The organism is Vreelandella zhaodongensis (genome assembly GCF_013415115.1).
Classification (GTDB): Bacteria; Pseudomonadota; Gammaproteobacteria; order Pseudomonadales; family Halomonadaceae; genus Vreelandella; species Vreelandella zhaodongensis.
In genome coordinates, this window is the sequence record NZ_JACCDD010000004.1 from 300,054 (window position 1) to 324,129 (window position 24,076).

The 24,076-nt window shown below is 54.3% G+C and carries 24 protein-coding genes; 16 read left to right on the forward strand and 8 right to left on the reverse strand.

All coding sequences use genetic code 11. From position 1 onward, the window contains the following. Nucleotides 1-35 precede the first annotated feature (35 nt). The 6 genes from HZS79_RS09465 (at nt 36) to der (ending at nt 6,820) form a co-directional block, all read left to right on the forward strand. Nucleotides 36-1,016, forward strand: a complete 981-nt coding sequence (locus tag HZS79_RS09465; protein WP_162218225.1) for a RodZ domain-containing protein — start codon at nt 36-38, stop codon at nt 1,014-1,016. Between the two features lie 8 nt (nt 1,017-1,024). Then, complete coding sequence (ispG, locus tag HZS79_RS09470; protein WP_162218226.1) at nt 1,025-2,140, forward strand: flavodoxin-dependent (E)-4-hydroxy-3-methylbut-2-enyl-diphosphate synthase; 1,116 nt, start codon at nt 1,025-1,027, stop codon at nt 2,138-2,140. Nucleotides 2,141-2,225: 85 nt separating this feature from the next. Beyond that, nucleotides 2,226-3,521: a histidine--tRNA ligase gene (hisS, locus tag HZS79_RS09475; protein ID WP_179927712.1), complete on the forward strand. Its 1,296-nt coding sequence runs from the start codon at nt 2,226-2,228 to the stop codon at nt 3,519-3,521. Between the two features lie 58 nt (nt 3,522-3,579). Continuing rightward, the gene (locus tag HZS79_RS09480; RefSeq protein WP_162218228.1) at nt 3,580-4,239 is read left to right on the forward strand and encodes a tetratricopeptide repeat protein; all 660 of its coding nucleotides are present in this window, start codon (nt 3,580-3,582) and stop codon (nt 4,237-4,239) included. After that, nucleotides 4,239-5,420, forward strand: a complete 1,182-nt coding sequence (gene bamB / locus HZS79_RS09485) for an outer membrane protein assembly factor BamB (protein WP_179927713.1) — start codon at nt 4,239-4,241, stop codon at nt 5,418-5,420. The genes HZS79_RS09480 and bamB overlap by 1 nt, the downstream gene beginning before the upstream one ends. Next, the gene (gene der, locus HZS79_RS09490; protein ID WP_162218230.1) at nt 5,417-6,820 is read left to right on the forward strand and encodes a ribosome biogenesis GTPase Der; all 1,404 of its coding nucleotides are present in this window, start codon (nt 5,417-5,419) and stop codon (nt 6,818-6,820) included. Before bamB ends, der begins: the two co-directional genes overlap by 4 nt. 70 nt (nt 6,821-6,890) lie before the next feature. On the opposite strand, the gene HZS79_RS09495 is transcribed toward der, so the two are convergent. Then, nucleotides 6,891-7,847: a sensor domain-containing diguanylate cyclase gene (locus HZS79_RS09495; RefSeq protein WP_179927714.1), complete on the reverse strand. Its 957-nt coding sequence runs from the start codon at nt 7,845-7,847 to the stop codon at nt 6,891-6,893. Between the two features lie 319 nt (nt 7,848-8,166). On the opposite strand from HZS79_RS09495, the gene HZS79_RS09500 reads away from it, so the two are divergent. Beyond that, on the forward strand, nt 8,167-8,781 hold the full coding sequence (locus HZS79_RS09500; RefSeq protein WP_162218232.1) for a hypothetical protein: 615 nt from the start codon (nt 8,167-8,169) through the stop codon (nt 8,779-8,781). Between the two features lie 7 nt (nt 8,782-8,788). On the opposite strand, the gene HZS79_RS09505 is transcribed toward HZS79_RS09500, so the two are convergent. Beyond that, nucleotides 8,789-9,661 carry an ATP-binding protein gene (locus HZS79_RS09505; RefSeq protein WP_162218233.1) on the reverse strand — a complete coding sequence of 291 codons (873 nt, stop codon included), beginning with the start codon at nt 9,659-9,661 and terminating at the stop codon, nt 8,789-8,791. Between the two features lie 97 nt (nt 9,662-9,758). Here HZS79_RS09505 and HZS79_RS09510 point away from each other — a divergent pair, with 97 nt between their 5' ends. Next, nucleotides 9,759-10,562: a M48 family metallopeptidase gene (locus tag HZS79_RS09510; RefSeq protein WP_162218234.1), complete on the forward strand. Its 804-nt coding sequence runs from the start codon at nt 9,759-9,761 to the stop codon at nt 10,560-10,562. Nucleotides 10,563-10,584: 22 nt separating this feature from the next. After that, nucleotides 10,585-10,842, forward strand: coding sequence for a hypothetical protein (locus HZS79_RS09515; protein WP_179927715.1), 258 nt, complete (start codon nt 10,585-10,587; stop codon nt 10,840-10,842). Nucleotides 10,843-10,915: 73 nt separating this feature from the next. On the opposite strand, the gene aroE is transcribed toward HZS79_RS09515, so the two are convergent. The 5 genes from aroE to HZS79_RS09540 all read right to left on the reverse strand — a co-directional run bounded on the left by aroE (nt 10,916) and on the right by HZS79_RS09540 (nt 15,329). Continuing rightward, a complete protein-coding gene (gene aroE, locus HZS79_RS09520; RefSeq protein ID WP_179927716.1) occupies nt 10,916-11,743 on the reverse strand; it encodes a shikimate dehydrogenase in 828 nt (275 codons plus the stop codon). A gap of 9 nt (nt 11,744-11,752) precedes the next feature. Continuing rightward, the gene (gene hemF / locus HZS79_RS09525) at nt 11,753-12,685 is read right to left on the reverse strand and encodes an oxygen-dependent coproporphyrinogen oxidase (RefSeq protein WP_179927717.1); all 933 of its coding nucleotides are present in this window, start codon (nt 12,683-12,685) and stop codon (nt 11,753-11,755) included. A 73-nt stretch (nt 12,686-12,758) separates the two neighbouring features. Continuing rightward, complete coding sequence (gene tsaC, locus HZS79_RS09530; protein WP_009724256.1) at nt 12,759-13,316, reverse strand: L-threonylcarbamoyladenylate synthase type 1 TsaC; 558 nt, start codon at nt 13,314-13,316, stop codon at nt 12,759-12,761. Between the two features lie 82 nt (nt 13,317-13,398). Beyond that, nucleotides 13,399-14,520, reverse strand: a complete 1,122-nt coding sequence (dprA, locus tag HZS79_RS09535) for a DNA-processing protein DprA (RefSeq protein ID WP_162219689.1) — start codon at nt 14,518-14,520, stop codon at nt 13,399-13,401. A 23-nt stretch (nt 14,521-14,543) separates the two neighbouring features. Then, complete coding sequence (locus HZS79_RS09540; protein WP_246311446.1) at nt 14,544-15,329, reverse strand: peptidoglycan-binding protein; 786 nt, start codon at nt 15,327-15,329, stop codon at nt 14,544-14,546. A 262-nt stretch (nt 15,330-15,591) separates the two neighbouring features. Here HZS79_RS09540 and def point away from each other — a divergent pair, with 262 nt between their 5' ends. From def to HZS79_RS09575, 7 genes are all read left to right on the forward strand, one after another. Then, entirely contained in the window at nt 15,592-16,104 is a 513-nt protein-coding gene (def, locus tag HZS79_RS09545) for a peptide deformylase (protein WP_162219690.1), read from the forward strand. Between the two features lie 150 nt (nt 16,105-16,254). Further along, the gene (fmt, locus tag HZS79_RS09550) at nt 16,255-17,241 is read left to right on the forward strand and encodes a methionyl-tRNA formyltransferase (RefSeq protein ID WP_162219691.1); all 987 of its coding nucleotides are present in this window, start codon (nt 16,255-16,257) and stop codon (nt 17,239-17,241) included. Further along, complete coding sequence (rsmB, locus tag HZS79_RS09555) at nt 17,238-18,572, forward strand: 16S rRNA (cytosine(967)-C(5))-methyltransferase RsmB (protein ID WP_162219692.1); 1,335 nt, start codon at nt 17,238-17,240, stop codon at nt 18,570-18,572. The genes fmt and rsmB overlap by 4 nt, the downstream gene beginning before the upstream one ends. Nucleotides 18,573-18,634: 62 nt before the next feature. Next, nucleotides 18,635-18,841, forward strand: a complete 207-nt coding sequence (locus HZS79_RS09560; protein WP_162219693.1) for a dodecin — start codon at nt 18,635-18,637, stop codon at nt 18,839-18,841. Nucleotides 18,842-18,954: 113 nt separating this feature from the next. After that, nucleotides 18,955-20,328, forward strand: a complete 1,374-nt coding sequence (trkA, locus tag HZS79_RS09565) for a Trk system potassium transporter TrkA (RefSeq protein ID WP_162219694.1) — start codon at nt 18,955-18,957, stop codon at nt 20,326-20,328. A gap of 48 nt (nt 20,329-20,376) precedes the next feature. Continuing rightward, nucleotides 20,377-21,825 carry a TrkH family potassium uptake protein gene (locus HZS79_RS09570; protein ID WP_162219695.1) on the forward strand — a complete coding sequence of 483 codons (1,449 nt, stop codon included), beginning with the start codon at nt 20,377-20,379 and terminating at the stop codon, nt 21,823-21,825. A 50-nt stretch (nt 21,826-21,875) separates the two neighbouring features. Then, entirely contained in the window at nt 21,876-23,129 is a 1,254-nt protein-coding gene (locus HZS79_RS09575) for a TraB/GumN family protein (RefSeq protein WP_162219696.1), read from the forward strand. Here HZS79_RS09575 and HZS79_RS09580 read toward each other — a convergent pair. Beyond that, nucleotides 23,126-23,902 (reverse strand): tRNA-uridine aminocarboxypropyltransferase, encoded by a 777-nt coding sequence (locus HZS79_RS09580; protein WP_179927718.1) that lies wholly within the window; start codon nt 23,900-23,902, stop codon nt 23,126-23,128. The genes HZS79_RS09575 and HZS79_RS09580 overlap by 4 nt on opposite strands. Between the last annotated feature and the right edge of the window lie 174 nt (nt 23,903-24,076).

The following is a 24,076-nucleotide window of genomic DNA, read 5'->3' on the forward strand; positions in this document are numbered from 1 at the left end:
GCCCTGATCACCTAATTATTGAAGGATGCTCAGCCATGAGCGATACACAGTCACACGATAATGTCACTACTAGCTCAACAGCCACACCAGGTGAGTTGCTTTCACGCCAACGCGAAGCTCTAGGAGTTCCGCTCAGCGATGCTGCACGAGCACTCAACCTGCGCCCGGCTGTCGTGGATGGACTGGAACAAAACAACTACGATGAGATCCCGGTTGCGGCTTATCGCCGTGGCTATTTGCGCGCCTACGCAAGATACCTAGGGATGGATGATCGCTTGGTTCTAGACGCCTACCAAGCCAGCCATGGCAATACAGAGACAGACCGTAGAGTCACGCCTGTCTCGATCACGAGGCCGCCCTCGCGCATTGGCGCATGGCTCTTCAAACTCGTGACGCTTTTAGTAATCATTGGTTTAATTGCGGTAACGGTGATGTGGTGGCAAAGCCGTGGTGGCAGCGAACCCCCCAGCATGGGCAGCACATCGACCCTAGAGGAGGAAAACGACCTTACTACGTCACCATCCGCCCCACCAACGACAGCACCTGACCAAGCGCTTGTTTCCACACCTCAGCTTCCTAGCAGCACCTCGGAAGAGCCGGAGGAAACGGTGGAAAGCACTGTCAGTGATGCTATTGTTGCCACTGATTCGGCCGACATTGACCCCGTTACTTCAACTGAAGAGGCAACGGAAAGTACTGCAACCGCCACGGCAGACACCTCAGCACAGGCCGACTCGGAAGAAGAGGTAGCGGACGCAGAGCCCGCAGCAAATCCGAACCTCCTTGAGCTAACATTTAACGAGCAATCTTGGACAGAGATCTTTGATGCCAACAACCAGCGGGTATTCGTTGGCCTGCAGACGCCCGGCACCACTGCCAGTGTTGAGGGCGAACCACCTTTTCGTTTAACTATTGGCAACTCCACAGGTGTTGAGCTGCGCTATCAAGGCGAAACTATCAATCTTCGCCAGCGCGCTGGTGCCAACAATGTTGCCCGCTTTACCTTGGGAGAGTGACCCACCCTATGCACGCCCCTTCCCCGATCAAGCGCCGCCCATCCCGCCAGATTCACGTTGGCAACGTGGCCGTGGGTGGCGATGCACCTATTGCCGTACAAAGCATGACCAATACCAACACGCTGGATGTTGACGCGACTGTAGCGCAAATTCAGCAGTTGGAAAAAGCCGGGGCGGATATTGTGCGCGTTTCGGTACCCGATATGGACGCGGCTGAAAGCTTCGGCAAAATCAAACAGCGTGTCGACGTTCCACTAGTCGCGGATATTCATTTCGATTACAAAATTGCGCTACGCGTTGCTGAACTTGGTGTTGACTGCCTACGCATCAACCCAGGCAACATTGGTCGTGAAGACAGAGTACGCGCGGTGGTTAGCGCTGCCCGCGATAACGGCATACCGATTCGTATTGGTGTCAATGCAGGGTCTTTGGAAAAAGATCTACAGAAAAAGTATGGCGAGCCCACCCCCGCAGCGTTAGTGGAGTCGGCCATGCGTCATATCGACTACCTAGACCGCCTCGACTTTCAAGAATTTAAAGTCAGTGTAAAAGCTTCAGATGTATTTATGGCAGTGGCGGCCTACCGTGACCTAGCGACCCGTATTGAGCAGCCGCTACACCTGGGCATTACCGAAGCAGGCGGCCTGCGCTCCGGCACGGTCAAATCATCGATTGGCCTTGGCATGCTGCTGATGGACGGCATCGGCGACACGATCCGTGTATCGCTAGCGGCCGATCCGGTAGAAGAGATTAAAGTTGGCTTTGATATGCTCAAAAGCTTACGACTGCGGGCTAAAGGAATTAACTTTATTGCCTGCCCCAGTTGTTCGCGGCAGAATTTTGACGTTATTAGCACCATGAATCAGCTTGAGGAGCGGCTAGAAGACGTCATGACGCCCCTGGATGTTTCTGTAATTGGCTGTGTGGTTAATGGCCCAGGCGAAGCGAAAGAGACTGATATCGGCCTTACCGGCGGCTCACCGGCCAATTTGGTGTATATCGATGGCAAGCCTGCTAGCAAGCTGCGCAACGATCATCTCGTGGATGATTTAGAAAAACTGATCCGCGATAAAGTGCGTCAAAAACAGCAGCAGCAAGACGATATGATTGCTCGCAGCGTTTAACGTCGAGCAAGAGATACACAGCCTGGAAGTTGGGTATAACGTTATTTTCCGCTACCTGTGCTGTCTCCCATACAAGGAGTTTTCATTGAGCAAGTCCGCCGCTAAAAAAATTCAAGCTATCCGTGGTATGAATGATCTATTGCCCAGCGAGAGCCCTCGCTGGCAATTTTTTGAAGCCAAAGTACGTCAGTTAATGCAGCGTTACGGATTCGATGAAATCCGCACCCCTATTGTTGAACAAACGGCTCTATTTGCCCGCTCTATCGGTGAAGTCACCGATATCGTCGAAAAAGAGATGTACACGTTTGATGATCGCAACGGTGACAGCCTGACACTACGCCCAGAAGGCACTGCCAGCTGCGTTAGAGCAGCGATGGAACATGGCTTGCTGCATAACCAAACCCAGCGGCTATGGTATCAGGGCCCCATGTTCCGCCATGAGCGCCCTCAAAAAGGTCGTTACCGCCAGTTCCATCAAGTTGGCGTGGAAACTTTCGGTTTTGAAGGCCCCGATATTGATGCCGAAGTTATTCTGCTATCTGCTCGTCTCTGGCAAGAGCTGGGCCTGTCAGCGCACGTAACGCTTGAGATCAACTCACTGGGATCTGCAGAAGCACGTGCGGCCTATCGCGATAAGTTAGTCGCCTATTTCGAACAGCATCAAGATGTACTTGATGAGGACTCCAAACGTCGTCTCATCAGCAACCCACTGCGTATCCTAGACTCGAAGAATCCAGCGATGGCGGACATGCTCAATAACGCGCCGCAATTGATGGATCATCTGGATGAGGAGTCGCGGACGCATTTCGAGCAACTCAAAGCAATGCTGGATGCGTCAGGCATTGGCTACGTGATCAACCCGCGTTTGGTACGGGGCCTTGATTACTACTGCCGCACAGTATTCGAGTGGACCACAACTGCACTGGGTAGCCAAGGCACTGTCTGTGCTGGCGGCCGCTATGATGGTTTAGTTGAGCAACTAGGCGGCAAGACCACCCCAGCGGTAGGCTTTGCCATGGGCATAGAGCGCTTGGTACTGCTGCTTGAAACGCTTGATCTAGTGCCGGATGAAGCGCTTGGCGGCTGTGATGTATACCTTTTACCGATGGATGAAAGCGTCACGGTGACGGCTCTTACCCTGGCTGAAACACTGCGTAGCGAACTACCTACGCTTAGGCTGCAATTGCACTGCGGTGGAGGCAGCTTCAAAAGCCGCATGAAAAAAGCCGATAAAAGTGCAGCGTCCGTCGCCATCTTACTGGGTGAAGACGAAATAGCAGAACAGACAGTCACGCTTAAGTTTTTGCGTGATGAGCGCGAACAGCAACGGGTGCCTCAAGCTGAGCTCGCCAACCAACTGAAAGACCTAGTGTCCCACTAATCTTAACGAACACTTGCCAGCCGCCTTAACGGCTGCGCTCAAGAACAGGAGGCCGCCCGTGGCGGATCTTAGAAGCGAAGAAGAGCAACTGGAAGTCGTCAAACGCTGGTGGAAAGAGAACGGAACCTCTCTTATAGCAGGAGTTGTTCTTGCCGCGGCGGGGGTATTTGGCTGGAATGCTTGGCAGAACTATCAAGAAGGCCAAGCAGAAGCTGCCTCTGTGCGTTATCAGCAGTTAGTTAACCTAACTGCAGGTAACGCCTTGACGGAAGATCAGTTAGCCAGCGCCCGTGAGCTAGTTAGCGAGATTACCGATGAACATGGCAAAACGCTCTATGCTGAGTTAGCGACATTGCTAGATGCTCGCCTCGCCGTTCAACAGGGCAATCTTGATGATGCGAAAAGCGCCCTTGAGCGCGTAGCTAACGACTCATCTCGCCGCTATGTGCGCAGCCTTGCGTGGCTGCGCTTGGCACGCATTGAAATCGCTAACGGCAACCCCGATGCAGCGCTTAACCTGCTAGACCAGCCTATTATCAGCGCTCTAGCAGCCCAACAAGCCAACGTGCGCGGCGATGCCTATGCGAGTCTTGGCCAAACTGAACAAGCACGAGACGCTTGGCAAACCGCACTAGAGCTGGCCCAGACCCACAATCAGCCGCTTTACGGCGTGCAGTTCAAGCTTGATGATCTCGGCGCCGAGGAGACGATACAGTGATGACGACTAGCCCTTCTAAACCGCTATTTTCAAAGCGCTTCGTTCGCACCACGCTGGGGGCAATGGCCCTGGCACTGTTGGCGGGCTGCGCTAGCAAAGGCGAGCCTGCGTACACTCCAAAAGAGCTTCGCAGCTTTGAAGAAACATCTTCGCTTAATAGTGTATGGCGCAGAAACGTCGGCGATGGACTCGGCCGCGCACGTTACCCTATTTCGCCAGCTCGTGAAGGTGACACGCTCTTTGCTGCAGATGCTAGCGGCCTTGTCGCAGCGTTTAACGCTGACAACGGCGAACGCGAATGGGAAGTCAAGCTAGACACCCCCGTTTCAAGTGCCCTAAATGCGATTGCTGGTCACGTGTACCTAGGCACACGTAACGGTGAAGTCATCGCCCTTGATCAGCGTAATGGTAACATTGCTTGGCGCTCACGCGTTTCCAGTGAGGTACTGGCAGCTCCACAAGCCAACCAGCAATTGCTGCTTGTGCAAAGCGTAGACGGCCAAGTGACTGCCCTAGACCGTTCTAGTGGCGAAGAGATATGGGCCTATACCACCTCGCAGCCATCATTGACACTGCGGGGCACAGGCACCCCCATGGTTATCGATCCCGTTAGCTTTGTGGGCTTCGCCAATGGTCGGCTAGCCACCTTAGACAATCGCAATGGTCAACCCCTGTGGGAGCAGCAGATCGCCACCCCACGCGGACGTAGCGACGTTGACCGCTTGGTAGATTTAGCTGGTCAACCTGTGGTCACTCCTGATGGGCGGCTGTTTGTCACCAGCTATAACGGCAACGTCGTTGCACTGGAAGCCACGCGAGGCGGCGTTCTTTGGGAAGCGAACCTTTCCAGTCGCCATACCCCTATTATCGTAGGAGACCTGCTGTTTGTCGTCACCCATAATAGTCATATTGTGGCGTTAAATGCCGACAACGGTCAGGAAGTCTGGCGAAATGATGATATGGAAGATCGCTGGTTAACTGCACCAGCATTTGCCAACGGCCGCCTAGTTGTCGGTGATTTTGAGGGCTACGTTCACCTGCTGGATGCCCGTGAAGGGAACCTGGTAGGACGCACCCAAGTGCATCGGTCGGGCGTCAGCGTGCGACCTGTCACTGAAGGCAGCACCATTCATGTTCAGGCTAACAATGGTCGCCTGGAAACCCTGGAAGTAACTCCATGACACCCGTCATTGCTTTAGTCGGTCGGCCCAATGTTGGCAAATCGACGCTGTTTAACCGCCTCACCCGCTCTCGTGATGCGCTTGTGGCGGATTTTCCCGGCCTAACCCGTGACCGTAAATACGGTAATGGCATGCTGGGCGGCAAGACGTATACCGTCATTGATACCGGCGGCATCAGTGGTGATGAAGAAGGCATTGATGCCGCAATGGCCGAACAATCTCTGGCAGCGATTGATGAGGCTGATATTGTACTGTTCCTAGTAGATGCTCGCGCAGGACTGAACGTCGCTGATGAGGCGATTGCTAACCATCTTCGGGTTAACCAGAAAAAAACCTGGCTCGTGGTGAACAAAACTGATGGGCTAGAAGAGCACTCGGCGATGGCCGACTTTTGGCGTTTAGGACTGGGCGACCCTTGGCCCATTGCTGCCGCACATGGCCGCAATGTATCGCTACTGATTGACACGGTGCTAGCGCCCTTCCCCGAGCGTGACGCCAGCATCCCTGCTGACACAGGCAGCAAGGGTATTCGTATCGGCGTCATTGGCCGCCCCAATGTAGGTAAATCCACGCTGGTTAACCGGCTACTAGGCGAAGAACGTGTTGTTGTATTTGATGAGGCTGGCACCACCCGCGATGCCATCGAAATTCCTTTTGAACGCCGTGGCAAGCCCTATGTATTAGTTGATACTGCAGGCGTTCGGCGCCGTAAGAATGTGAGTGAGATCGCGGAGAAGTTCTCCATCATCAAAACCCTCGACGCCATTAAAGAGTGCCACGTGGCCGTCATGGTGCTAGATGCACGCAACGGTTTGGTAGAGCAAGACATGCACCTACTGGACTACGTGCTCACCACCGGCCGGGCACTGGTACTGGCCATCAATAAGTGGGACGGTTTGGAAAGCGAAGCGAAAGAGAAGATGCGCTCCGAGATCAAGCGACGCCTGGGCTTCGCCGACTACGCAGAGATGCATTTTATCTCAGCGCTGCATGGTACTGCGGTGGGTGATCTTTACCCTTCTATTGAGCGGGCTTTCGATGCGGCTAACGCCCACTGGTCAACCAACCGCCTGACCACGCTGCTTCAAGATGCGGTCAGTCAACACCCGCCCCCCATGGTTAACGGTCGGCGGATCAAGTTGCGCATGGCACACCAAGGTGGCAGCAACCCCCCTATCATTGTCGTTCATGGTAACCAGACTGAATCACTGCCAGAAGCCTATCGCCGTTACTTAACCAACACGTTTCGTAAAGTGTTAAAAGTGCGCGGTACGCCAATGCGCTTTGAATTCCGCTCTGGCAACAATCCGTTTGATCATATGGCGGGGGCAAGCGACAAAGAGAAAGCCAAAAAACGTGAGCTGAATCGCACCAAAGAGGCGCGTAAAAGCCGACGTTAATCCCCTTTTTCCATCGCCTTAATAAAACGCCTGCTAGCAGATGCCAGCAGGCGTTTTTTATATCAACACATCAATTAATAGCAAATATTCGCTTCGACCCCGCGCACTCAACTCGGTTTCGTCCGTTGCTTTTTGCTCGATAAAGCATTCTATCAGCCACTTCGAAGAAAGCCTGCAAACTATCCTCTTCTCCTGGAATAATCGTGTTTAAACCAACACTTACCGTAACAACATCCGCCACACCAACACCCGGATGAGGGATCCGCTGGTTAGCAACCAAACGCCGAAAAGTTTCTGCGATATCTACCGCTTCCTCGGGTCCAGTATTTGGCAGTATTAATACAAACTCCTCGCCACCATAACGTGCAATCATATCGGTGGGGCGCATCGCCGCACAGTTATTGAGCGCATTCGCCACTTGGCATAAGCACTCATCTCCCGCCGCATGGCCATTTTTATCGTTGTAATGTTTAAAGTGATCAACATCCAAGATCGCCAACGACAAGGGGGTTCGGTTGTTTTGCGCTTGAGCCCAGGCAACTTGGATCGAACGATCATACATACGGCGATTTGCAATACCGGTTAAGCCGTCATGAAAGGAGAGCGCTGCCAGTTGCTTATTCAGGCGTAACAAGACGTCTTCCATCTTCTTACGCTCAGAAATATCAAAAATAAACCCTACCAAGGCAGTTGTAACGCCATCTTCACGGATAACATGCACTACATCACGCACCCAAACATAACCACCGCTAGCGGTTAAAGCACGGTAATCCGCTTCATGATCAATGCCACAGTCTGATTGAGTAATACAAAGGTTGGCGGTGTCTTCGCGCTCATCGCGGTGTATACGATCTATCCAGTCCTGTGCAGTCTTCCAGCTATCCTGGCGCCAACCGAGAAGCGCCTCTATTTGGGGACCAATATATTCAAACTCTTTTGTGATCCAATTCAGCTTCCAGGGAATTGCTTTTGTCGACTCCAGAAGCGTCTTGTAGAGCCCATATTGCTCGGGGGGCAGTTGACCCATGGCGTTGCCTCTCTTAGAAGACTGCCCGTCCATGAGCACAATTTAGTGGGTAAATCCACGCTGACACAAGGAAGGAGCTAAGCTGGCTCTAGATCCTAGGCGCAACATTGCTCATCAACCAAGGCTTATACACACCATGATTTCTATACCATAATGATGCAGCTTGCCACCTTAAATACCGGATTAATTTACCATCAGCGGTACGAGCACCAAATTTCATTCAACAAGCTTATTGACAAATACTGCCGTTCACTCCCAAATAGCCGCGCTTTTCGGCCGTCACCACTCTTACCCTTTGCCCTTCTTAGGAGGGATCTGCATGCACTACGCTCTTAACCGCGGGCGCGGCTTGGCTCTATTGTTGTTGGCCAGTTTGCTGACAGGCTGCCTTGCACTACCCCAAACAGGCTTGTTTGCTTTTCGATTGGCGGTAACATCGTTAGGCATCGAAGACGTCCGTATTGGCCCCTACAGTGTGCAGGCGGGGCTGGATACCCGCGACCTAACCAGCCTGCTTGCGTCTAGTCTTGGCGCAGGCAGTTTACCCGTCCAGGCGACACTCGCGATGGGGCTGGGCTTACCCATCGGCATGCCCGCTGTTGAAATGTCAGGGTTCCGCTGGATGTTAGATATGCCAGGTATCGACCCAGTCCAGGGCCAATACCAAGAGGACGTCACGCTCACATCAGGAAAGGACTCAACATTACGCCTTCCCGTTGCATTTGACCTTCTCACTACCGACACCCAGCGTATGATGCCAATGCTAGAACTCGCCAGCCAGCTAGCCACCCAGGGCGAGCTTCCACCAGGCAGCCAACTAGCAATTACCCCAGGCGACTTGCGCGGCCTAGGCATGACACTGCCAGCGGGGCTTTTAACGCCGACCATTCGCCTGAACGTAGGTGCCGATGGCCAGCTAACCCCTGTGCGTTGAACGCTTGCTAGGTAACTCCCTCATGCAGCCGTTTGCGGCCCACCCACTGGGCCGCAAACTGCCAAGCCGTCCGGCCGCTGCGCCCGCCTCTTAGCGTTGCAAATCGAACGGCTTCTGCTCGTGCAGCGTCACTCCAATCTTGCTTATCACCAATGCGAGCAACCCAATGCTCACAGACCTCTAAGTAAGTCGCTTGGCTGAAAGGGTGAAAACCCAACCATAAGCCGAAACGATCCGACAATGAGATTCTCTCTTCAACAGCGTCACCGTGATGTAGCTCTTCACCCACGAGACGCGTACCGCTATTGTCATCCATGGATTCCGGCAATAAATGACGACGATTGGAAGTGGCATACAACAAGACGTTTTCCGGCGGCCCCGTCAAGGCGCCGTCTAACACGCTTTTTAGCGCCTTGTACGCGTCGTCATTGCCTTCAAACGAAAGGTCATCGCAATACACCACAAAACGATGCGGCGTATCGCGTAACTGCTCTACTAACATCGGTAAACTACTCAGATCGTGGCGATCCACCTGGATCAAACGTAGCCCGTCATTCGCCAGTGAGTTAAGCAGCGCGCGAATCACCGACGACTTTCCGCTGCCCCTGGATCCCCACAGCAAGGCATGATTCGCAGGCAAACCCTGTAAAAAAGCACGCGTGTTATCGACCAAGGCCAGTTTTTGGCGCTCAATACCCAGTAAGTCGTCTAGCATCATTGTGTCCCTAGGCGGCACAGGCACCAAGCGTCCGCCTAAAGGGTGGCGCTGCCAAATAGCCGCTACATGGGTAGCCCAATCAACTGGTGTTGGCACCGTAGGCAGCCAATGGTCGATATGATCTAACAGATGCGTTAAACGTTGGCTTAATTCAGCATCCATAGTCGTCCTCATAGTGCGTTATGATAAGAGTTGATTTACCACTGACAGTGGTTATCTTGTGTGCAAAGCTCCCTACTCGTCTACAAGGAAACCGTCTATGCGCTGGCTCCGCCCCTTAGCTGTCACCGCTTTATGCGCCTCGATCGCAGCGTGTGCGACCTCCCCCACCGGTCGCTCCCAACTCTTACTGCTTTCAGATGACCAATTGAACCAAATGGGCCAGCAGGCTTTCGCACAATACCAACAAGACATCCCTACCGCTGATCAAGCCAGCCACCGCTACGTTCAGTGTATTACCAACGCCATTGTTGATGTACTGCCCAGTGAGCAGCGAAACCTAGACTGGCAAATACGTGTTTTTGAGTCTGAGCAGCCCAATGCGTTTGCCTTACCCGGTGGCTACATGGGCGTCAATACCGGCATGCTCAATATAGCCACAACACAAGACCAACTGGCATCCGTGGTAGGCCATGAGATTGGTCACGTATTAGCTCGCCATGCCAACGAACGCGCTTCTACTCAAAGTGCAACCTCTCTTGGCTTGTCAGTAATCTCAAGCGCCTCGGGTATGCAAACACCCGCTGGCCAACAGCTAATGGGGGTGCTGGGAATGGGCGCAGAGTACGGGATTGCTCTTCCGTTCTCCCGTCGTCATGAGAGTGAAGCCGACTTAATCGGTTTGCAATTGATGGCCCAGGCAGGCTTCGATCCGCGAGAGAGTGTCACCCTGTGGGAAAATATGCAGGCGGCCTCCAGCGGTGGCGCACCGCCCGCGTGGATGTCGACTCACCCAAGCCAAGGCCAGCGGATTCAAGGCCTGCAAGCCAATATGGACGAAGCTCTGGCGAGCTATGAGCAAGCGCGCAATAGTGGCCGCACCCCCAACTGCCCACGCCCGTAGGCGATTTAACTTTGAGGTTTGAATGATTCGACTTGGTTTACTGCTGCTTGTTCTCCCCGTCATAGTACTGCTCGGCGTTTATTTCTGGGAGCTAGGCGATGTACGCGCCTGCCAGCTGGATGGCGGGCACTGGGACTACCTAGCAAGCGTGTGCCGCGACACGCCACAGCCGTTTGTATCATGGTTAGAACGCTCACCGCTGTTGGTCAATGGAGGCATGTTGCTCTCGGTGGTTGGCTTAGTCATGTGCATGATTGGCTTTTATACCAAATCTCGTTAGCAACGGGAGAACCACTCGCATTAACCAAAAAAGGCAGCCGCGATGGCTGCCTTTTTTGTCGAACGTTCGAAAGCTAGTCGCTGGCGATGTTCAACGATTGCCGTAACAGTGTGCGCACCGAAGCAGTTTCGGGCCTCACGTTACGCCACAAGAAAAAGGATTCGGCGGCTTGTTCTACCAGCATACCCAGACCATCGAGCAGCTTAGCACCACGTGGCCCTGCCCACTGTAAAAACACGGTGGGTTCTGAGCCATACATCATGTCGTAGGCCCAAGCCCCTGGGTTAAATACGCTATCTGGCAACGGCGGCAAATCACCGGAAAGACTGGCGCTGGTGCCATTGATCACTAGATCAAACTGGCCTTCTAACGTGTCAAATCCGCCGCCCTGAAGGGTGCCTAAATCGGCAAACGCTTCTGCTAATTGGGCGGCTTTCTCCGCCGTTCGATTGACGATAACCACATCATGGGGTTGCTCAGCAAGCAGCGGTTCAAGCACGCCACGCACCGCACCGCCTGCGCCAATCACTAGCACGCGTTTATCCTGGATGGGGACGCGGTGGTACCCGAGGTCACGTACCAGCCCAATGCCATCAGTGGTATCACCGTAGGTGCGGCCGTTGCCGCCGACAACCAGCGTATTCACCGCCTGAGCACGCTTGGCGCGGTGGCTCAAGGTATCGCACAACGCAAAGGCATCGCCCTTAAACGGTACGGTGACGTTTGCCCCGCGGCCACCCGTTGCCACAAATTCTCGCCAAGCGCTGGAAAAGCCCTCCACCGGTGCAAGTTCGGCAGTATAGGTCATGGATTGCTGGGTTTGATTGGCAAACTCACCGTGAATTAATGGTGACTTAGAGTGCTTAATCGGATTGCCAAACACACAGTAACGATCAGTCATATAAGCTCCTTATGCGTTACCCTGCTGATCAGCTTCGGCAAGCCAGTCGCGAGGCACCAAGTAGTCATGCAACTGCGCCTCACGGCTATCCGCTGGCGGCGTAAACGCATACTCCCAGCGGGCTAGCGGCGGCATAGACATTAAGATGGATTCGGTGCGCCCGCCGCTTTGCAGGCCAAACAGAGTGCCCCTATCCCAGACTAGATTAAATTCAACATAGCGGCCGCGACGATAGAGCTGAAAATCACGCTCTTTTTCACCCCATGCGTCATCTTTACGGCGCTGCACAATCGGTACGTAGGCATCCAGAAAGCTGTCGCCCACCGCACGTTGGAAAGCAAAACAGTCGTCGAAACCGCCTTCATTTAAATCATCGAAAAATAGCCCACCAACACCTCGGGTTTCTTCACGGTGTTTAAGATAGAAGTACTCATCACACCACGCTTTGTAGCGCGGGTAGACCTCTTCGCCAAACGGCACGCAGGCTGCATGGGCAACCCGATGCCAGTGCACGACATCTTCAAATACCGGGTAATAAGGCGTTAAATCAAAGCCGCCACCGAACCACCATACCGGTGCTTCACCCGGTTTTTCAGCGATAAAGAAGCGCACATTTCCGTGACTTGTCGGCACATTAGGGTTTTCAGGGTGGAGCACCCAGGAAACCCCAACCGCATGAAAGCTACGTCCGGCAAGCTCTGGCCGTGCAGCCGTCGCTGAGGGAGGCAGTTGAGCACCGTAAACATGGGAGAAGTTAACACCGCCTTTCTCAAAAACCGCGCCTTCTTCGATGACTCTTGAACGACCGCCACCGCCTTCTTCACGCTGCCAGCTATCTTCTTTAAACTCCGCTTTTCCGTCAGCAGCGGCAAGCCCTGCGCATAACCGTTCCTGCAGGTCCAGAAGGTAATGTTTAACGTCATCTAGGTGCTCGTGAGCCACAGTAACTCCAAAGGGGTCGAGGATAAGTGTGATTGGTGAATAGTGAATGGCAGAGGCCGTTTGAGACGCTGGGTTAAGAACGCATTATTTTGCCAGTCACCAAGTCTTTAATGGTGCTGGGCTTTGCATTTCCCCCAAGCTCACCCGCGACAATCGCGGCTATTTCATCGCCGAAAATGGACGCGACTTCTTCAGCACTCATGGCAGGTGGGTCGCCCGCACGATTAGCTGAAGTGGAAACTAATGGGCCATCAAAGGCCTCGCAAAGCGCCTTCATTAGAGGGTGGTCAGTCACTCGTAGTGCCACACTCTGGTGGGCGCCGCGTACTAAGCCATGGCTACGGCCATTGTCAGGCACTAGCCATGTGTTGGGGCCAGGCCAACTGGCCGCTAAGGGTGCATGCAGCTCAAGCGGCAGTTGGTTTAGCCAGGGCTGAAATTGCTGAATGCTAGCGGCTACTAAAATAACGCCTTTGGCGGGATCACGCTCCTTCATGCGCATCAAATGCGCTAGCGCTTCATCGTTATCCGGGTCACAGCTCAGACCCCACACCGCTTCGGTGGGGCAGGCGATGACGCCCCCCTCTTTCAATGCACGTACCGCCTCTTTAACGTCAACAGCCGATTTCATAGATGCTCCTCGTCACAAACGCGGGCCTTCATCCCCCTAGACTTGATACCGCCTCAGCAGATGAAAAACTGTTACTCACATCCTACCATGGCCGCGTCAAACGCACCCAGCCACCCGCTTGCTGCGCCACTTTGCCATCAAGTTCCAACATCAGCAGCCGTTGCTGGCACTCGCTCACCGTAACGCCTGCGATCTGAACCAACACATCAATTGGCGTCGGTGTGGCGCTCAAGGCACTTAACAGAGTGTCAGCTGGCAGCTCAGTATCATTCGACACACTCGCGCTTATTTCCTCATCGTTCGCGACTGATGCTGCTGGCATAAAACTTTCCGCCCAATGCTGAAGCTCTTCCAGAATGTCGTCCACATGACGCACTAGCGTCGCACCGCTGCGTAATAACTGTAGGCAGCCCCGGGCCTGAACGTTGTGCAACGAGCCCGGCAGGGCAAACAGATCACGACCTTGCTCTAAGGCTAAACGCGCGCTGACCAATGAACCACTTTTCTCGGCGGCCTCAACCACAAGCGTGCCCAGTGAAAGGCCCGTAACAATTCGGTTCCGTCGTGGAAAAAAGGCTGAGCGAGCGACGGTTCCTGGCGGATGTTCCGATAACAGCAAGCCTCCGGCCACGCTACTTAGCTGCTCATGTAAATCACGATGGCGCGGCGGGTAAATCACATCAACTCCACAGCCAAGCACTGCAATCGACTGGCCACCTGCCGCTAACGCTGCACGCTGTACAACGCCATCCACCCCGAGCGCCATACCACTGACGATACACCAGCCACGACTGGCCAACTCTCGGGCAAACGCCTGAGCATTACCGCTGCCTTCCGACGTTGGACGTCGAGTGCCCACCATGGCGAGTTTTGGGCCATTCAGCGCAGTGAGATCACCTTGCGCCCAAAGCACTACGGGTGGGTCAGGCAACTGATTCAGCAGTTCAGGCCATGCTGGGTGATCACGGTGTAACAGGTGACGATTGAAGCCGCTCCGACACCACGCTTCCGCGTCGTCGACTACCTCCTGTAGCGGGCTGCGTTCGGGGTGCGTTAACCATAGCCGGAGCGCACTCGCAGCCTGGCTAGGCAATGCCGCTAGCCAGCCATCAGGCCACTGGGGCTGTCGGGCAACTAATCGGGCAGTTCGCAGTGCCCCCATACCCGGCAGAGCGTTTACTACCAGCCACTCCTTGGCGTTCATACGCATCCCCTATTCACTTCCCCCTAGTCGGAAGGCGATCTTACCTTATCACCCACGGCTAAAGCGTTGCTTGTCTGCATGACCAAGGCATAGCTCATATGGCTGTATGGCTTAACGACCATAATCATCCCCACCTCTTCAGCGGGCAGTTGAAGAAGCGCCTGAGTGCGCGGGTCATTAACTTGCCCACCCTGCCGGTTCACACGTAACACATGGCCTGGCTGCAAACCGTTCTGAGTACCAACATCCAGCGCAACCATCTGTAAACGTCCAATAAAGCGTACCCCGCCAGGTACCGCAATCACCTGGCCAGCGACATGATTCAACGGTAGCCGAGGTTGGAAGTCCTTTTCTACGGTTTGAGATTCAAGCGGCAGTAAGACATCATTGCTGCGCACTTCCTGATGGGCGCTGAGTATTTCTACCCGCGCAATATCTCCCTCACTGCTAAGCTGGCGTGCCTCGCCAATAGCCATTAACTCTCTTCCCAGTGGTGAACCATCAGACGCCATGTAAGGCTCCCCCTGGCGGTAAATGCCTACGCGTTCCTTGGGAGGAAGTTCGCCGCGGACATAAATTGTATCGCCTGCACCGCTCATCAGACGTTGATGCTCTCCCCCGATGACGTAGGCCAACTCCTGCAAGACCTCCCCCTGCTCGATCACTCGGTGTTCGCGCAAAAAGGCACGAATCGTGTCTACAGGAATCGGGGCATCTACCTGATAATGCGGCACGCTGCGTACCTGGGGAGAAAGCGACACCACGGTTTGTGGCGCTTGCCCTGCAAATGCACTGCTGGGAAAGAGCATCAAACACGCTAACGAAGCACCAATGAATACAGCACCAAAGACGCTATAATAAAGAGGGTGCTTTATTGCCACGGTTTTGTTCTCCTTTCGCAATCATTCGGAAAGCGGCGAAGGGGTTACACGGCACTGTGCATGCCCAGGCACGCCCACAGCATGATATAGTGATGCATAGTATAGTGGTGCATTAAAGCACTGAGGTCTGCCAACACAGCTGGAAGACCTGTTCACATTAAAGACTCAGCATAACGGTGATTGTAACGCCATGGCCAAACTTCCTATTCTCGAATTCCCCGACGAGCGCCTGCGCACTAAGGCTGCACCGGTGGAAACCGTTGACGATGAGGTCCGCCAGCTCGTCGACGATATGTTGGAGACCATGTACGACGCACGTGGTATCGGCCTTGCCGCGACCCAGGTAGATGTTCATCGCCGTATCGTGGTGATGGATGTCAGCGATGATAACTCCCAGCCGCTGGTGCTTATTAACCCGCGCTACGAGCCCATTGGTGAAGAGAAAGAGCCGCTTTCAGAAGGCTGTTTGTCGATCCCTGAATACTACGCGGAAGTACCGCGTTATCTAAACGTAAAGTTGAACGCGCTGGATCGTAATGGTGAGCCTTACGAGCTGGAAGCAGATGGCTTGTTAGCCCATTGCATTCAGCATGAGTATGACCACCTGGAAGGCGTGCTATTTGTTGACTATTTATCACCCCTTAAGCGCGACCGAGTGATGAAAAAGATGCAAAAGCGCCATAAGTTGTTGCAAGACGCGTAAACCGATTCACGCCGTGTTATTGATGGCCGAGCCGACACGTTGCAAACGCACGGAATATTCACATCGTGTCTTGCAACGTTGCCTCTCGGCCTTCATTCGTTTCACGCGCCGCCCCGTCGTCTCCCCACTCAATGCTAGGTAGCCAACTCCATGTCACAGTTGCGCGTTATTTTTGCTGGCACGCCTGATTTCGCCTCCGCAAGCCTTGCTGCCGTACTAGATAGCCAGCATCAGGTTGTCGCGGTGTACACCCAGCCTGATCGCCCAGCAGGCCGTGGGCGTAAGCTTACTCCCAGCCCCGTCAAGCAGCTTGCTCTTGAACATGGGCTACCTGTCTATCAACCTGTTAGCTTAAAAGATGCCGATGCCCAAGCGGAACTGGCAGCATTAAATGCTGACGTGATGGTCGTTGTTGCTTACGGGCTACTACTCCCTCAAGCCGTATTGGATACCCCTCGCTTAGGTTGTATCAACGTGCACGCGTCGCTCCTACCGCGCTGGCGGGGCGCCGCCCCCATCCAGCGCGCCATTGAAGCCGGAGATAACGCATCAGGCGTCACCATTATGCAAATGGATGCAGGGCTGGATACCGGTGACATGCTGTATGAAGTTCGCACGCCAATCACTCCCCGCACCACAGGCGGCGACTTGCACGATCGGCTAGCCATTCAAGGAGCGAATGCGCTGGTTAACGTGCTGGATATCCTAGACAGTAACGACCTAACACCAGCACCGCAGCCAGACGAGGGCATTACCTACGCAGCCAAGCTAAGCAAGGCGGAAGCCGAACTGGACTTTCACCAGTCGGCAGAACCGTTGGCGCGTAAAATCCGCGCGTTTAACCCTTGGCCAGTGGCCTGGTGCACGCTAGGCAATGACCGCCTACGCTTGTTAATGGCGAGTGTCGAACCGGGTGAACAACTGCCCTCTCCGCCTGGCACGCTACTGGAACATGGTGAGGATCACCTGCGCATTGCCTGTGGCGAGCAAGGCCAAGAAGTACTGTGCGTTAGCCACGCCCAGCTACCTGGTGGTAAAGCGATGGCCGTGCGCGACTTGCTGAACGCCCGACAAACCCCGCTTACCGTCGGCGCACGCCTTGGGCACGCCGCCGCTCATCAAGGAGTTAGTGAATGAGCCAGAATCGCCCACCCAAAAGTGGCAGTGGCCAGGAAGTGCGCGCTGCGGCCGCCCGCACGCTAGTGCCGGTATTGACCGATCAAGGTTCGCTGGCCGGGCTAGACGAGCACAGTGTGATTGCCCGCGACCGCAGCCTGTTAAAAGAACTCTGTTACGGCACCTGTCGGCGCTTGCCGCGTCTGGAAGCACTGGCTAGCGCACTGCTCAAGCAGCCTTTTAAGAAGCGCGATAGTGACATTCACGCTCTGCTGCTCGTAGGTATTTATCAATTGCTGTACATGCGCATTCCCGCCCACGCAGCAGTAGGTGAAACCGCTGGCGCTGCTCGCTTGCTAGGCAAAGAGTGGGCTACCCGTGTGCTTAACGGCTGCCTACGCCGCCTCCAGCGTGAATCCGACGCGCTCCAGGAAGTGGTCGACCGCGACGAAAGCGTTGCCCTGGAACACCCACCTTGGCTGCTCAACGCCTTGCGCAATGCGTGGCCCGAACAATGGCGCGCCATCGCAGAAGCGAACAACGACCCAGGCCCCATGACCCTCCGGGTCAACCAACGCTATAACGACCGCGAAGCCTATCTGCAGCAACTTAGCGAACAGGGATTGAGCGCACGACTTTGCTTGCACGCACCTGACGGCATCACCTTGGAGACTCCCTGCGATGTCACTGTGCTCCCTGGATTCGAAGAAGGCCATGTCAGCGTTCAGGATGAGGCCGCGCAGCTATCAGCAGCACTGCTTGGCCCCGCTTTAGCGCCACGCCCTGGCGCGCACGTACTGGATGCCTGCTGCGCTCCTGGCGGTAAAACAGCACACCTATTAGAGCAGTTCGATATCGCGCTCACCGCCATCGACAGCGACAACCAGCGCTTGGCAAAGGTAGAAGACACGCTCAGCCGCCTAGGGCTTGCCGCAGAGCTACAGCACGCCGATGCCACCCAACGTGACTGGTGGAGCGGCATGCCATTTGACGCTATCCTGCTCGACGCACCTTGCTCTGGCACAGGCGTTATTCGCCGACATCCCGATATTAAAACGTTGCGTCGTAAAGATGACATTCGTCAGCTAGCCAAGCTACAGCGTCAGTTGTTGGATAATTTATGGGCGCTGCTGAGTCCTGGCGGCACCTTGCTATACGCCACCTGTTCTGTATTACCCGAAGAGAATGCAGAACAAATTGCGGCATTTATTGCCCGCACACCAGATGCGAAGGTCACCACGCCTAGCGATGTTGCTTGGGGTGAAGTCAGTGGCGATGGCCGCCAACTGTTTCCTGCACAAAGCAGTCACGATGGCTTTTTTTATGCCAGACTAGAAAAGCAGATTGCTTAACATACTGCCCATTGCACTGTTAACTGACAGGGCAGCGAATTCATGGCAACGATGGAGATAGCATGAGTCATCACACTTATAAGCATATCGAGCTCACCGGTTCTTCCGAGAAGGGTATTGAGGAAGCCGTTCAAAATGCACTCGCCAAAGCATCTGAAACTGTCAAGAATATGCGTTGGCTCGAAATAACCGATACCCGCGGCCATATTGAAGATGGCCGTGTGGCCCACTGGCAGGTCACGGTAAAAATCGGCTTTACGCTGGAATAATCCCTACCTGCTTTTCGACGGCGGCTGGTTTACACTGGCCGCCGTCTTTATTGCAGCGCACACATCTCTTGCCGAGAACGCGCTGGCGCTTACAACGGAACCGATGCTCAGCAATGAAAATCATCATTCTCGGCGCCGGCCAGGTCGGCGGCACCCTCGCGGAGCACCTTGCCCGCGAAGAAAATGACATTACCGTCGTCGATACCGACGGTGCCAAATTACGCGAACTGCACACCAAGTTGGATATACGCACTGTTACCGGTGCGGGCTCCTACCCTATCGTGCTGCGCCAGGCGGGTTGCGAAGATGCCGACATGCTAATTGCGGTGACCAACACCGATGAAATCAACATGATCGCCTGCCAAGTCGCCCATACGCTGTTTCGCACACCGACCAAAATTGCCCGCGTGCGCTCAACCGCGTACCTCACCCGTAAAGGCCTGTTCGCCCACGAAGCCATCCCTATTGACGTGTTAATCAGCCCCGAACAGGTAGTCACTGACCATGTGCGCCGGCTGATAGAGCACCCCGGTGCGCTGCAGGTACTGGAGTTTGCCGGAGGCCTGGTACAGCTGGTAGCGGTAAAAGCCTTCTACGGCGGCCCTCTGGTCGGCCAGGACTTAGCCTTTTTGGGCAAGCACATGCCCAACGTGGAAACCCGCGTGGCGGCAATCTATCGCCGCAACCGGCCGATTATCCCCCGTGGCGATACGGTGATTGAGGCCGACGACGAGGTGTTTTTCCTGGCAGCACGGCGTGATATTCGCGCGGTGATGAGTGAACTACGCCGAGTCGAGCGAGATTTTCGCCGAGTCGTCATTGCAGGAGGCGGCAATATCGGTGAACGTTTAGCCGAACACCTGGAGCACAGCCACCAAGTCAAAATCATTGAGCACAACCTGGAACGTTGCACCACGCTATCCGAGCGGCTTGACCGCACCGTGGTGCTCCATGGCAGTGCGACCAGCAAACGGCTACTTGAAGAAGAAAATATCGAAGAGTGCGATATTTTTTGCGCGTTAACCAACGACGACGAAGTGAATATTATGTCGTCGCTACTGGCCAAACGGCTCGGGGCGAAAAAAGTATTAACACTCATCAATAACGCCGCTTATGTAGATTTGGTGCAGGGTGGTGAAATTGATATCGCTATTTCTCCCCAACAAGCTACGATCGGCAGCCTGCTCACCCACGTACGCCGGGGCGATATTGTCAACGTTCACTCGCTGCGCCGTGGTGCCGCGGAAGCCATTGAGGCCATCGCCCATGGTGATAAGCAGTCTTCTAAAGTCGTCGGCCGTACGATTGCAGAAATTGATTTGCCCGAAGGCACCACTATCGGGGCAATTGTACGAGGCAAAGAGGTGTTGATTGCTCACTATGACGTCATGGTAGAGAGCGGCGACCACATCATTTTGTTTGTTATCGATAAGCGACGCATTCGCGATGTGGAGCGTCTGTTCCAGGTCGGGTTAACGTTCTTTTAGGAAGCGTTCAACTAAAAACCGGGCCACCGCTATGAGGCAATCACTGCTATGAGCTTGCGGGTTATTCTACGCATTCTGGGGCTACTGCTAATGCTGTTTAGCCTCACCATGCTACCACCGATGCTGATGTCATTATGGTTTCGCGACGGCGTTTGGCATGCGTTTATGAGCGGTATCGCGATTACCGCCATGACTGGGTTAATGCTTTATCTGCCTAATCGTCGCTCTCATAAAGAGCTACGTATCCGCGATGGCTTTATTATTGCCGCCATGTTCTGGACCGTGCTAGCGCTGTTTGGTTCACTGCCGCTGATGCTCTTTGGTGAAGGCTCGCTCGGCATCACCGATGCGGTGTTTGAGTCGTTTTCCGGGCTAACCACCACCGGTGCCACCGTCATTACTGGTATCGATTTTCTGCCGGAATCTGTGCGCTACTACCGCCAGCAGCTGCAGTGGCTGGGGGGGATGGGGATTGTCGTGCTGGCCGTCGCCATTCTGCCCACGCTAGGGGTTGGGGGGATGGCTCTATATCGCACAGAAATCCCTGGACCACTGAAAGACTCCAAACTGACACCGCGCATCACCGAAACGGCTAAAGCGCTTTGGTACATCTACGCGACGCTGACGCTGGCCTGTATGTTCGCTTATATGTTGGCCGGTATGAGTTGGTTTGATGCGCTAGGCCACAGCTTTTCAACGGTGGCGATTGGCGGTTTCTCCACGTATGACGCCAGTATCGGCTTCTTTGACAACGCCGCCATTGAGCTTATCTGCATCGGCTTTATGCTGATTTCAGCGGTTAGCTTTAGCCTGCATTTTATCGCTTGGCGAGAAAAACGCCTGCTGCACTATTTTCAGGATCCGGAAGCGCGCTTTTTGCTGCTCTTTTTAGCAGGACTCACCGTGATTACCGTGATCACCTTGTGGTTTACGGGCACTTATAACGATATCGAAGGTCTACGACACGCGCTGTTTGAAGTCGTATCAGTCGCCACTACCGCTGGCTTTGCGGTGGCTGACTTCTCAGGTTGGCCGGGAGCCATTCCCTTTCTGCTATTTATCGCGGCTTTTGTTGGTGGCTGTTCGGGTTCGACAGCGGGTGGCATGAAGGTAATTCGTATTATTCTCATCATAAAACAGGGTATGCGGGAGGTAATGCGCCTTATTCACCCCAACGCAGTGATTGCCGTTAAAGTGGGTAAAGTCAGCGTACCCGATAGCATCGCCCAGGCGGTATGGGGATTTTTCTCTGCCTACGTCATGCTGTTTTTCTTGATGCTGGTAGGCGTTATGGCCACTGGTGTCGACCAAGTCACCGCCTGGTCAACGGTCGGCTCTGCACTGAACAACTTAGGCCCTGCACTGGGTGAAGCCAGTAGCCATTACGGCGACTTGCCCAGTCTAGCCAAATGGATATTAGTATTGGCTATGCTGCTCGGTCGTTTAGAAATATTCACAGTGCTGGTGTTGTTTACACCGGCATTTTGGCGTCGCTGATCTAACGTCGACGAATTAACGTTTTTACATTTATGAGTTGAGTAACATTAATGACCCACGATAACGCGACACCGCTGATGCAGGAGCCAGATGCACTGCCAAGCACCAGCGGCCCTTTAAAAACGATTACGGTTGGCGGCACTCGTTACACGTTACTGGGTACGGCTCACGTGTCAGCGGAGAGCGCTGACGATGTACGCCAGTTAATCAATAATGGTACCTTTGATGCCGTTGCCATCGAGCTATGCGATGCCCGTCATCACAGCATCGACAACCCTGACGCAATGGGTGAGCAAGACCTGTTCCAAGTGTTCAAACAAGGCAAAGCTGGCATGGTAGCGGCGAGTCTGGCGCTTGGTGCGTTTCAGCAGCGCATAGCCGAGCAGTCCGGCATCCAGCCTGGCGCTGAAATGCGCGCGGCAATAGAAGAGTGTCGTACACGCAAGCTCCCGCTGTTGCTGGTGGACCGAGACGTTGGCATTACACTTAAACGCATTTACCGCAATGTGCCATGGTGGCAGCGCTTTTCGTTGTTCTCTGGGCTGCTTGGCAGCGTGATGTCGCGCCAGGATGTTTCCAAAGAAGATATTGAAAAGCTAAAAGAAGGCGACATGCTGGAGGCGACCTTCAGCGAGTTTGCCGCAGAATCTGAAGCGCTCTATACACCGCTCATTCGCGAGCGTGACCGTTATATGGCGCTGCGCTTAGCTGAAGAAGCCCCGCCCGGGCGCTACCAAAACGTGTTAGTGGTACTCGGTGCAGGGCACTTAAAAGGCACTGGCGAACACCTGGAAGCGCCGTTACCAGAAAACCCCACCGCTGAGCGTGAGTCGCTTGAGGCAACACCACCGCCTTCTAAGCTATGGAAAGCCATGCCATGGTTGATTACCGCATTGGTGCTAACCGGCTTTGCGATCGGGTTTTCGCGCAATACCGAGCTTGGCTGGCAGCTGGTTATAGAATGGTTTTTAATTAACGGTGTTTTATCTGCTGGCGCGACCATTGCAGCGCTAGCACACCCTGTGACAGTGATTGCTACTTTCTTTGCCGCTCCACTGACCTCGCTTAACCCAACCATTGGTGCAGGCTTTGTTGCTGCTGGGATCGAGCTTTACATGCGCAAGCCCAAAGTGCGCGACTTCTCCACCCTGCGCCATGACGTCACTCAGCTGAAGGGGTGGTGGAAAAACCGCGTATCTCGCACCCTGCTGGTATTTATTCTGGCCACGGTAGGCTCAGCAGTAGGCACCTGGGTCGCAGGCTTTAGAATTGCGGGCGCACTGTTCGGTAGTGGCACTAGTTAGTTAACGTTTGCCTCAGTTTGTCGGTCTAACAGCCGCTGCATGGCAGCGGTTGGCTCAGCAATTTTGCGATAGTAGCGGCTCTCGGCATAGCTATCGTTAAATACATCAAAGTAATCGTCCAGCACGTTAGCGGCATTCTCATCGCCACTTTGGCGCAGCAGTTCAATAGCAACTTCTGCCGTACACAGGTGTGCTTTTGAGGCAGGTTTGCGTAGCCGATAGCGAGTCTCCCGCTCGGTGCGCAGCGGCAGTACCGGCAACGTATCTAGATAAGGGCTCTTGCGAAACATCCGCCGCGCTTGGCGCCAAGTGCCATCTAAAATCACAAATACCGGAACACGCGCTTGCTGCTTCACCGCATGCACGGCATTAATATCCACCACACGATCTGCATAGTCGGGCTGGTCATCAGGAAAGATCACAAAAGGCGCGTAGCGCGGATCTTCAAGCAGTGCGGCTAGTTCTTCGTCAGGCGCGGTGCGATACCAGGTAAACACTCTGGTTTGCGTCAGCACATCCCCAATTAACCGGCCCGTATTCGTCGGCTTGTAATGCTCGATAGAGTGGGTTAATAGCCACACCTGGGCGGTGCTATCCGCTTTCACCTGGTAAGGGCACAGACAATTAAGCTCAGGAAGGTTGCACCCTTCACAGCGTGTGACAAAACTGCCCCGTGCTTTAAATTCACGCCGAGGTGGACGCGGATGCCCCGTAGCAGGGTCGTAGTCAGTCAATGAAGAAGACTCAAGAGGCTGTGACGTAGCGTCAGACATCCGCGCTCCAATTCATAAAGGGCGATTAACAAAAAGCGATCAAGAAAAGACGATTAAGAAAGGGCGCAGAGTATAAAGCAGCCCGGCCGCCATGACGAACCCTAGCTCTCTAAAACCATCAACCGTAAACCAAAAAACTCTAAACAGTTGACACTAAAAGCAGAACGCCGCTAG

What these genes read in the sequence shown, in the direction of transcription:
- HZS79_RS09540 (WP_246311446.1), bottom strand. Translation starts at nt 15,329, where the DNA reads ATGCTCTTTCCCAGCAGTGCATTTGCAGGGCAAGCGCCACAAACCGTG.
- HZS79_RS09560 (WP_162219693.1), top strand. Translation starts at nt 18,635, where the DNA reads ATGAGTCATCACACTTATAAGCATATCGAGCTCACCGGTTCTTCCGAG.
- tsaC (WP_009724256.1), bottom strand. Translation starts at nt 13,316, where the DNA reads ATGAAATCGGCTGTTGACGTTAAAGAGGCGGTACGTGCATTGAAAGAG.
- rsmB (WP_162219692.1), top strand. Translation starts at nt 17,238, where the DNA reads ATGAGCCAGAATCGCCCACCCAAAAGTGGCAGTGGCCAGGAAGTGCGC.
- ispG (WP_162218226.1), top strand. Translation starts at nt 1,025, where the DNA reads ATGCACGCCCCTTCCCCGATCAAGCGCCGCCCATCCCGCCAGATTCAC.
- fmt (WP_162219691.1), top strand. Translation starts at nt 16,255, where the DNA reads ATGTCACAGTTGCGCGTTATTTTTGCTGGCACGCCTGATTTCGCCTCC.
- dprA (WP_162219689.1), bottom strand. Translation starts at nt 14,520, where the DNA reads ATGAACGCCAAGGAGTGGCTGGTAGTAAACGCTCTGCCGGGTATGGGG.
- HZS79_RS09465 (WP_162218225.1), top strand. Translation starts at nt 36, where the DNA reads ATGAGCGATACACAGTCACACGATAATGTCACTACTAGCTCAACAGCC.
- HZS79_RS09495 (WP_179927714.1), bottom strand. Translation starts at nt 7,847, where the DNA reads ATGGGTCAACTGCCCCCCGAGCAATATGGGCTCTACAAGACGCTTCTG.
- HZS79_RS09580 (WP_179927718.1), bottom strand. Translation starts at nt 23,902, where the DNA reads ATGTCTGACGCTACGTCACAGCCTCTTGAGTCTTCTTCATTGACTGAC.
- HZS79_RS09500 (WP_162218232.1), top strand. Translation starts at nt 8,167, where the DNA reads ATGCACTACGCTCTTAACCGCGGGCGCGGCTTGGCTCTATTGTTGTTG.
- HZS79_RS09505 (WP_162218233.1), bottom strand. Translation starts at nt 9,661, where the DNA reads ATGGATGCTGAATTAAGCCAACGTTTAACGCATCTGTTAGATCATATC.
- HZS79_RS09570 (WP_162219695.1), top strand. Translation starts at nt 20,377, where the DNA reads ATGAGCTTGCGGGTTATTCTACGCATTCTGGGGCTACTGCTAATGCTG.
- bamB (WP_179927713.1), top strand. Translation starts at nt 4,239, where the DNA reads ATGACGACTAGCCCTTCTAAACCGCTATTTTCAAAGCGCTTCGTTCGC.
- der (WP_162218230.1), top strand. Translation starts at nt 5,417, where the DNA reads ATGACACCCGTCATTGCTTTAGTCGGTCGGCCCAATGTTGGCAAATCG.
- HZS79_RS09515 (WP_179927715.1), top strand. Translation starts at nt 10,585, where the DNA reads ATGATTCGACTTGGTTTACTGCTGCTTGTTCTCCCCGTCATAGTACTG.
- trkA (WP_162219694.1), top strand. Translation starts at nt 18,955, where the DNA reads ATGAAAATCATCATTCTCGGCGCCGGCCAGGTCGGCGGCACCCTCGCG.
- aroE (WP_179927716.1), bottom strand. Translation starts at nt 11,743, where the DNA reads ATGACTGATCGTTACTGTGTGTTTGGCAATCCGATTAAGCACTCTAAG.
- HZS79_RS09575 (WP_162219696.1), top strand. Translation starts at nt 21,876, where the DNA reads ATGACCCACGATAACGCGACACCGCTGATGCAGGAGCCAGATGCACTG.
- HZS79_RS09510 (WP_162218234.1), top strand. Translation starts at nt 9,759, where the DNA reads ATGCGCTGGCTCCGCCCCTTAGCTGTCACCGCTTTATGCGCCTCGATC.
- def (WP_162219690.1), top strand. Translation starts at nt 15,592, where the DNA reads ATGGCCAAACTTCCTATTCTCGAATTCCCCGACGAGCGCCTGCGCACT.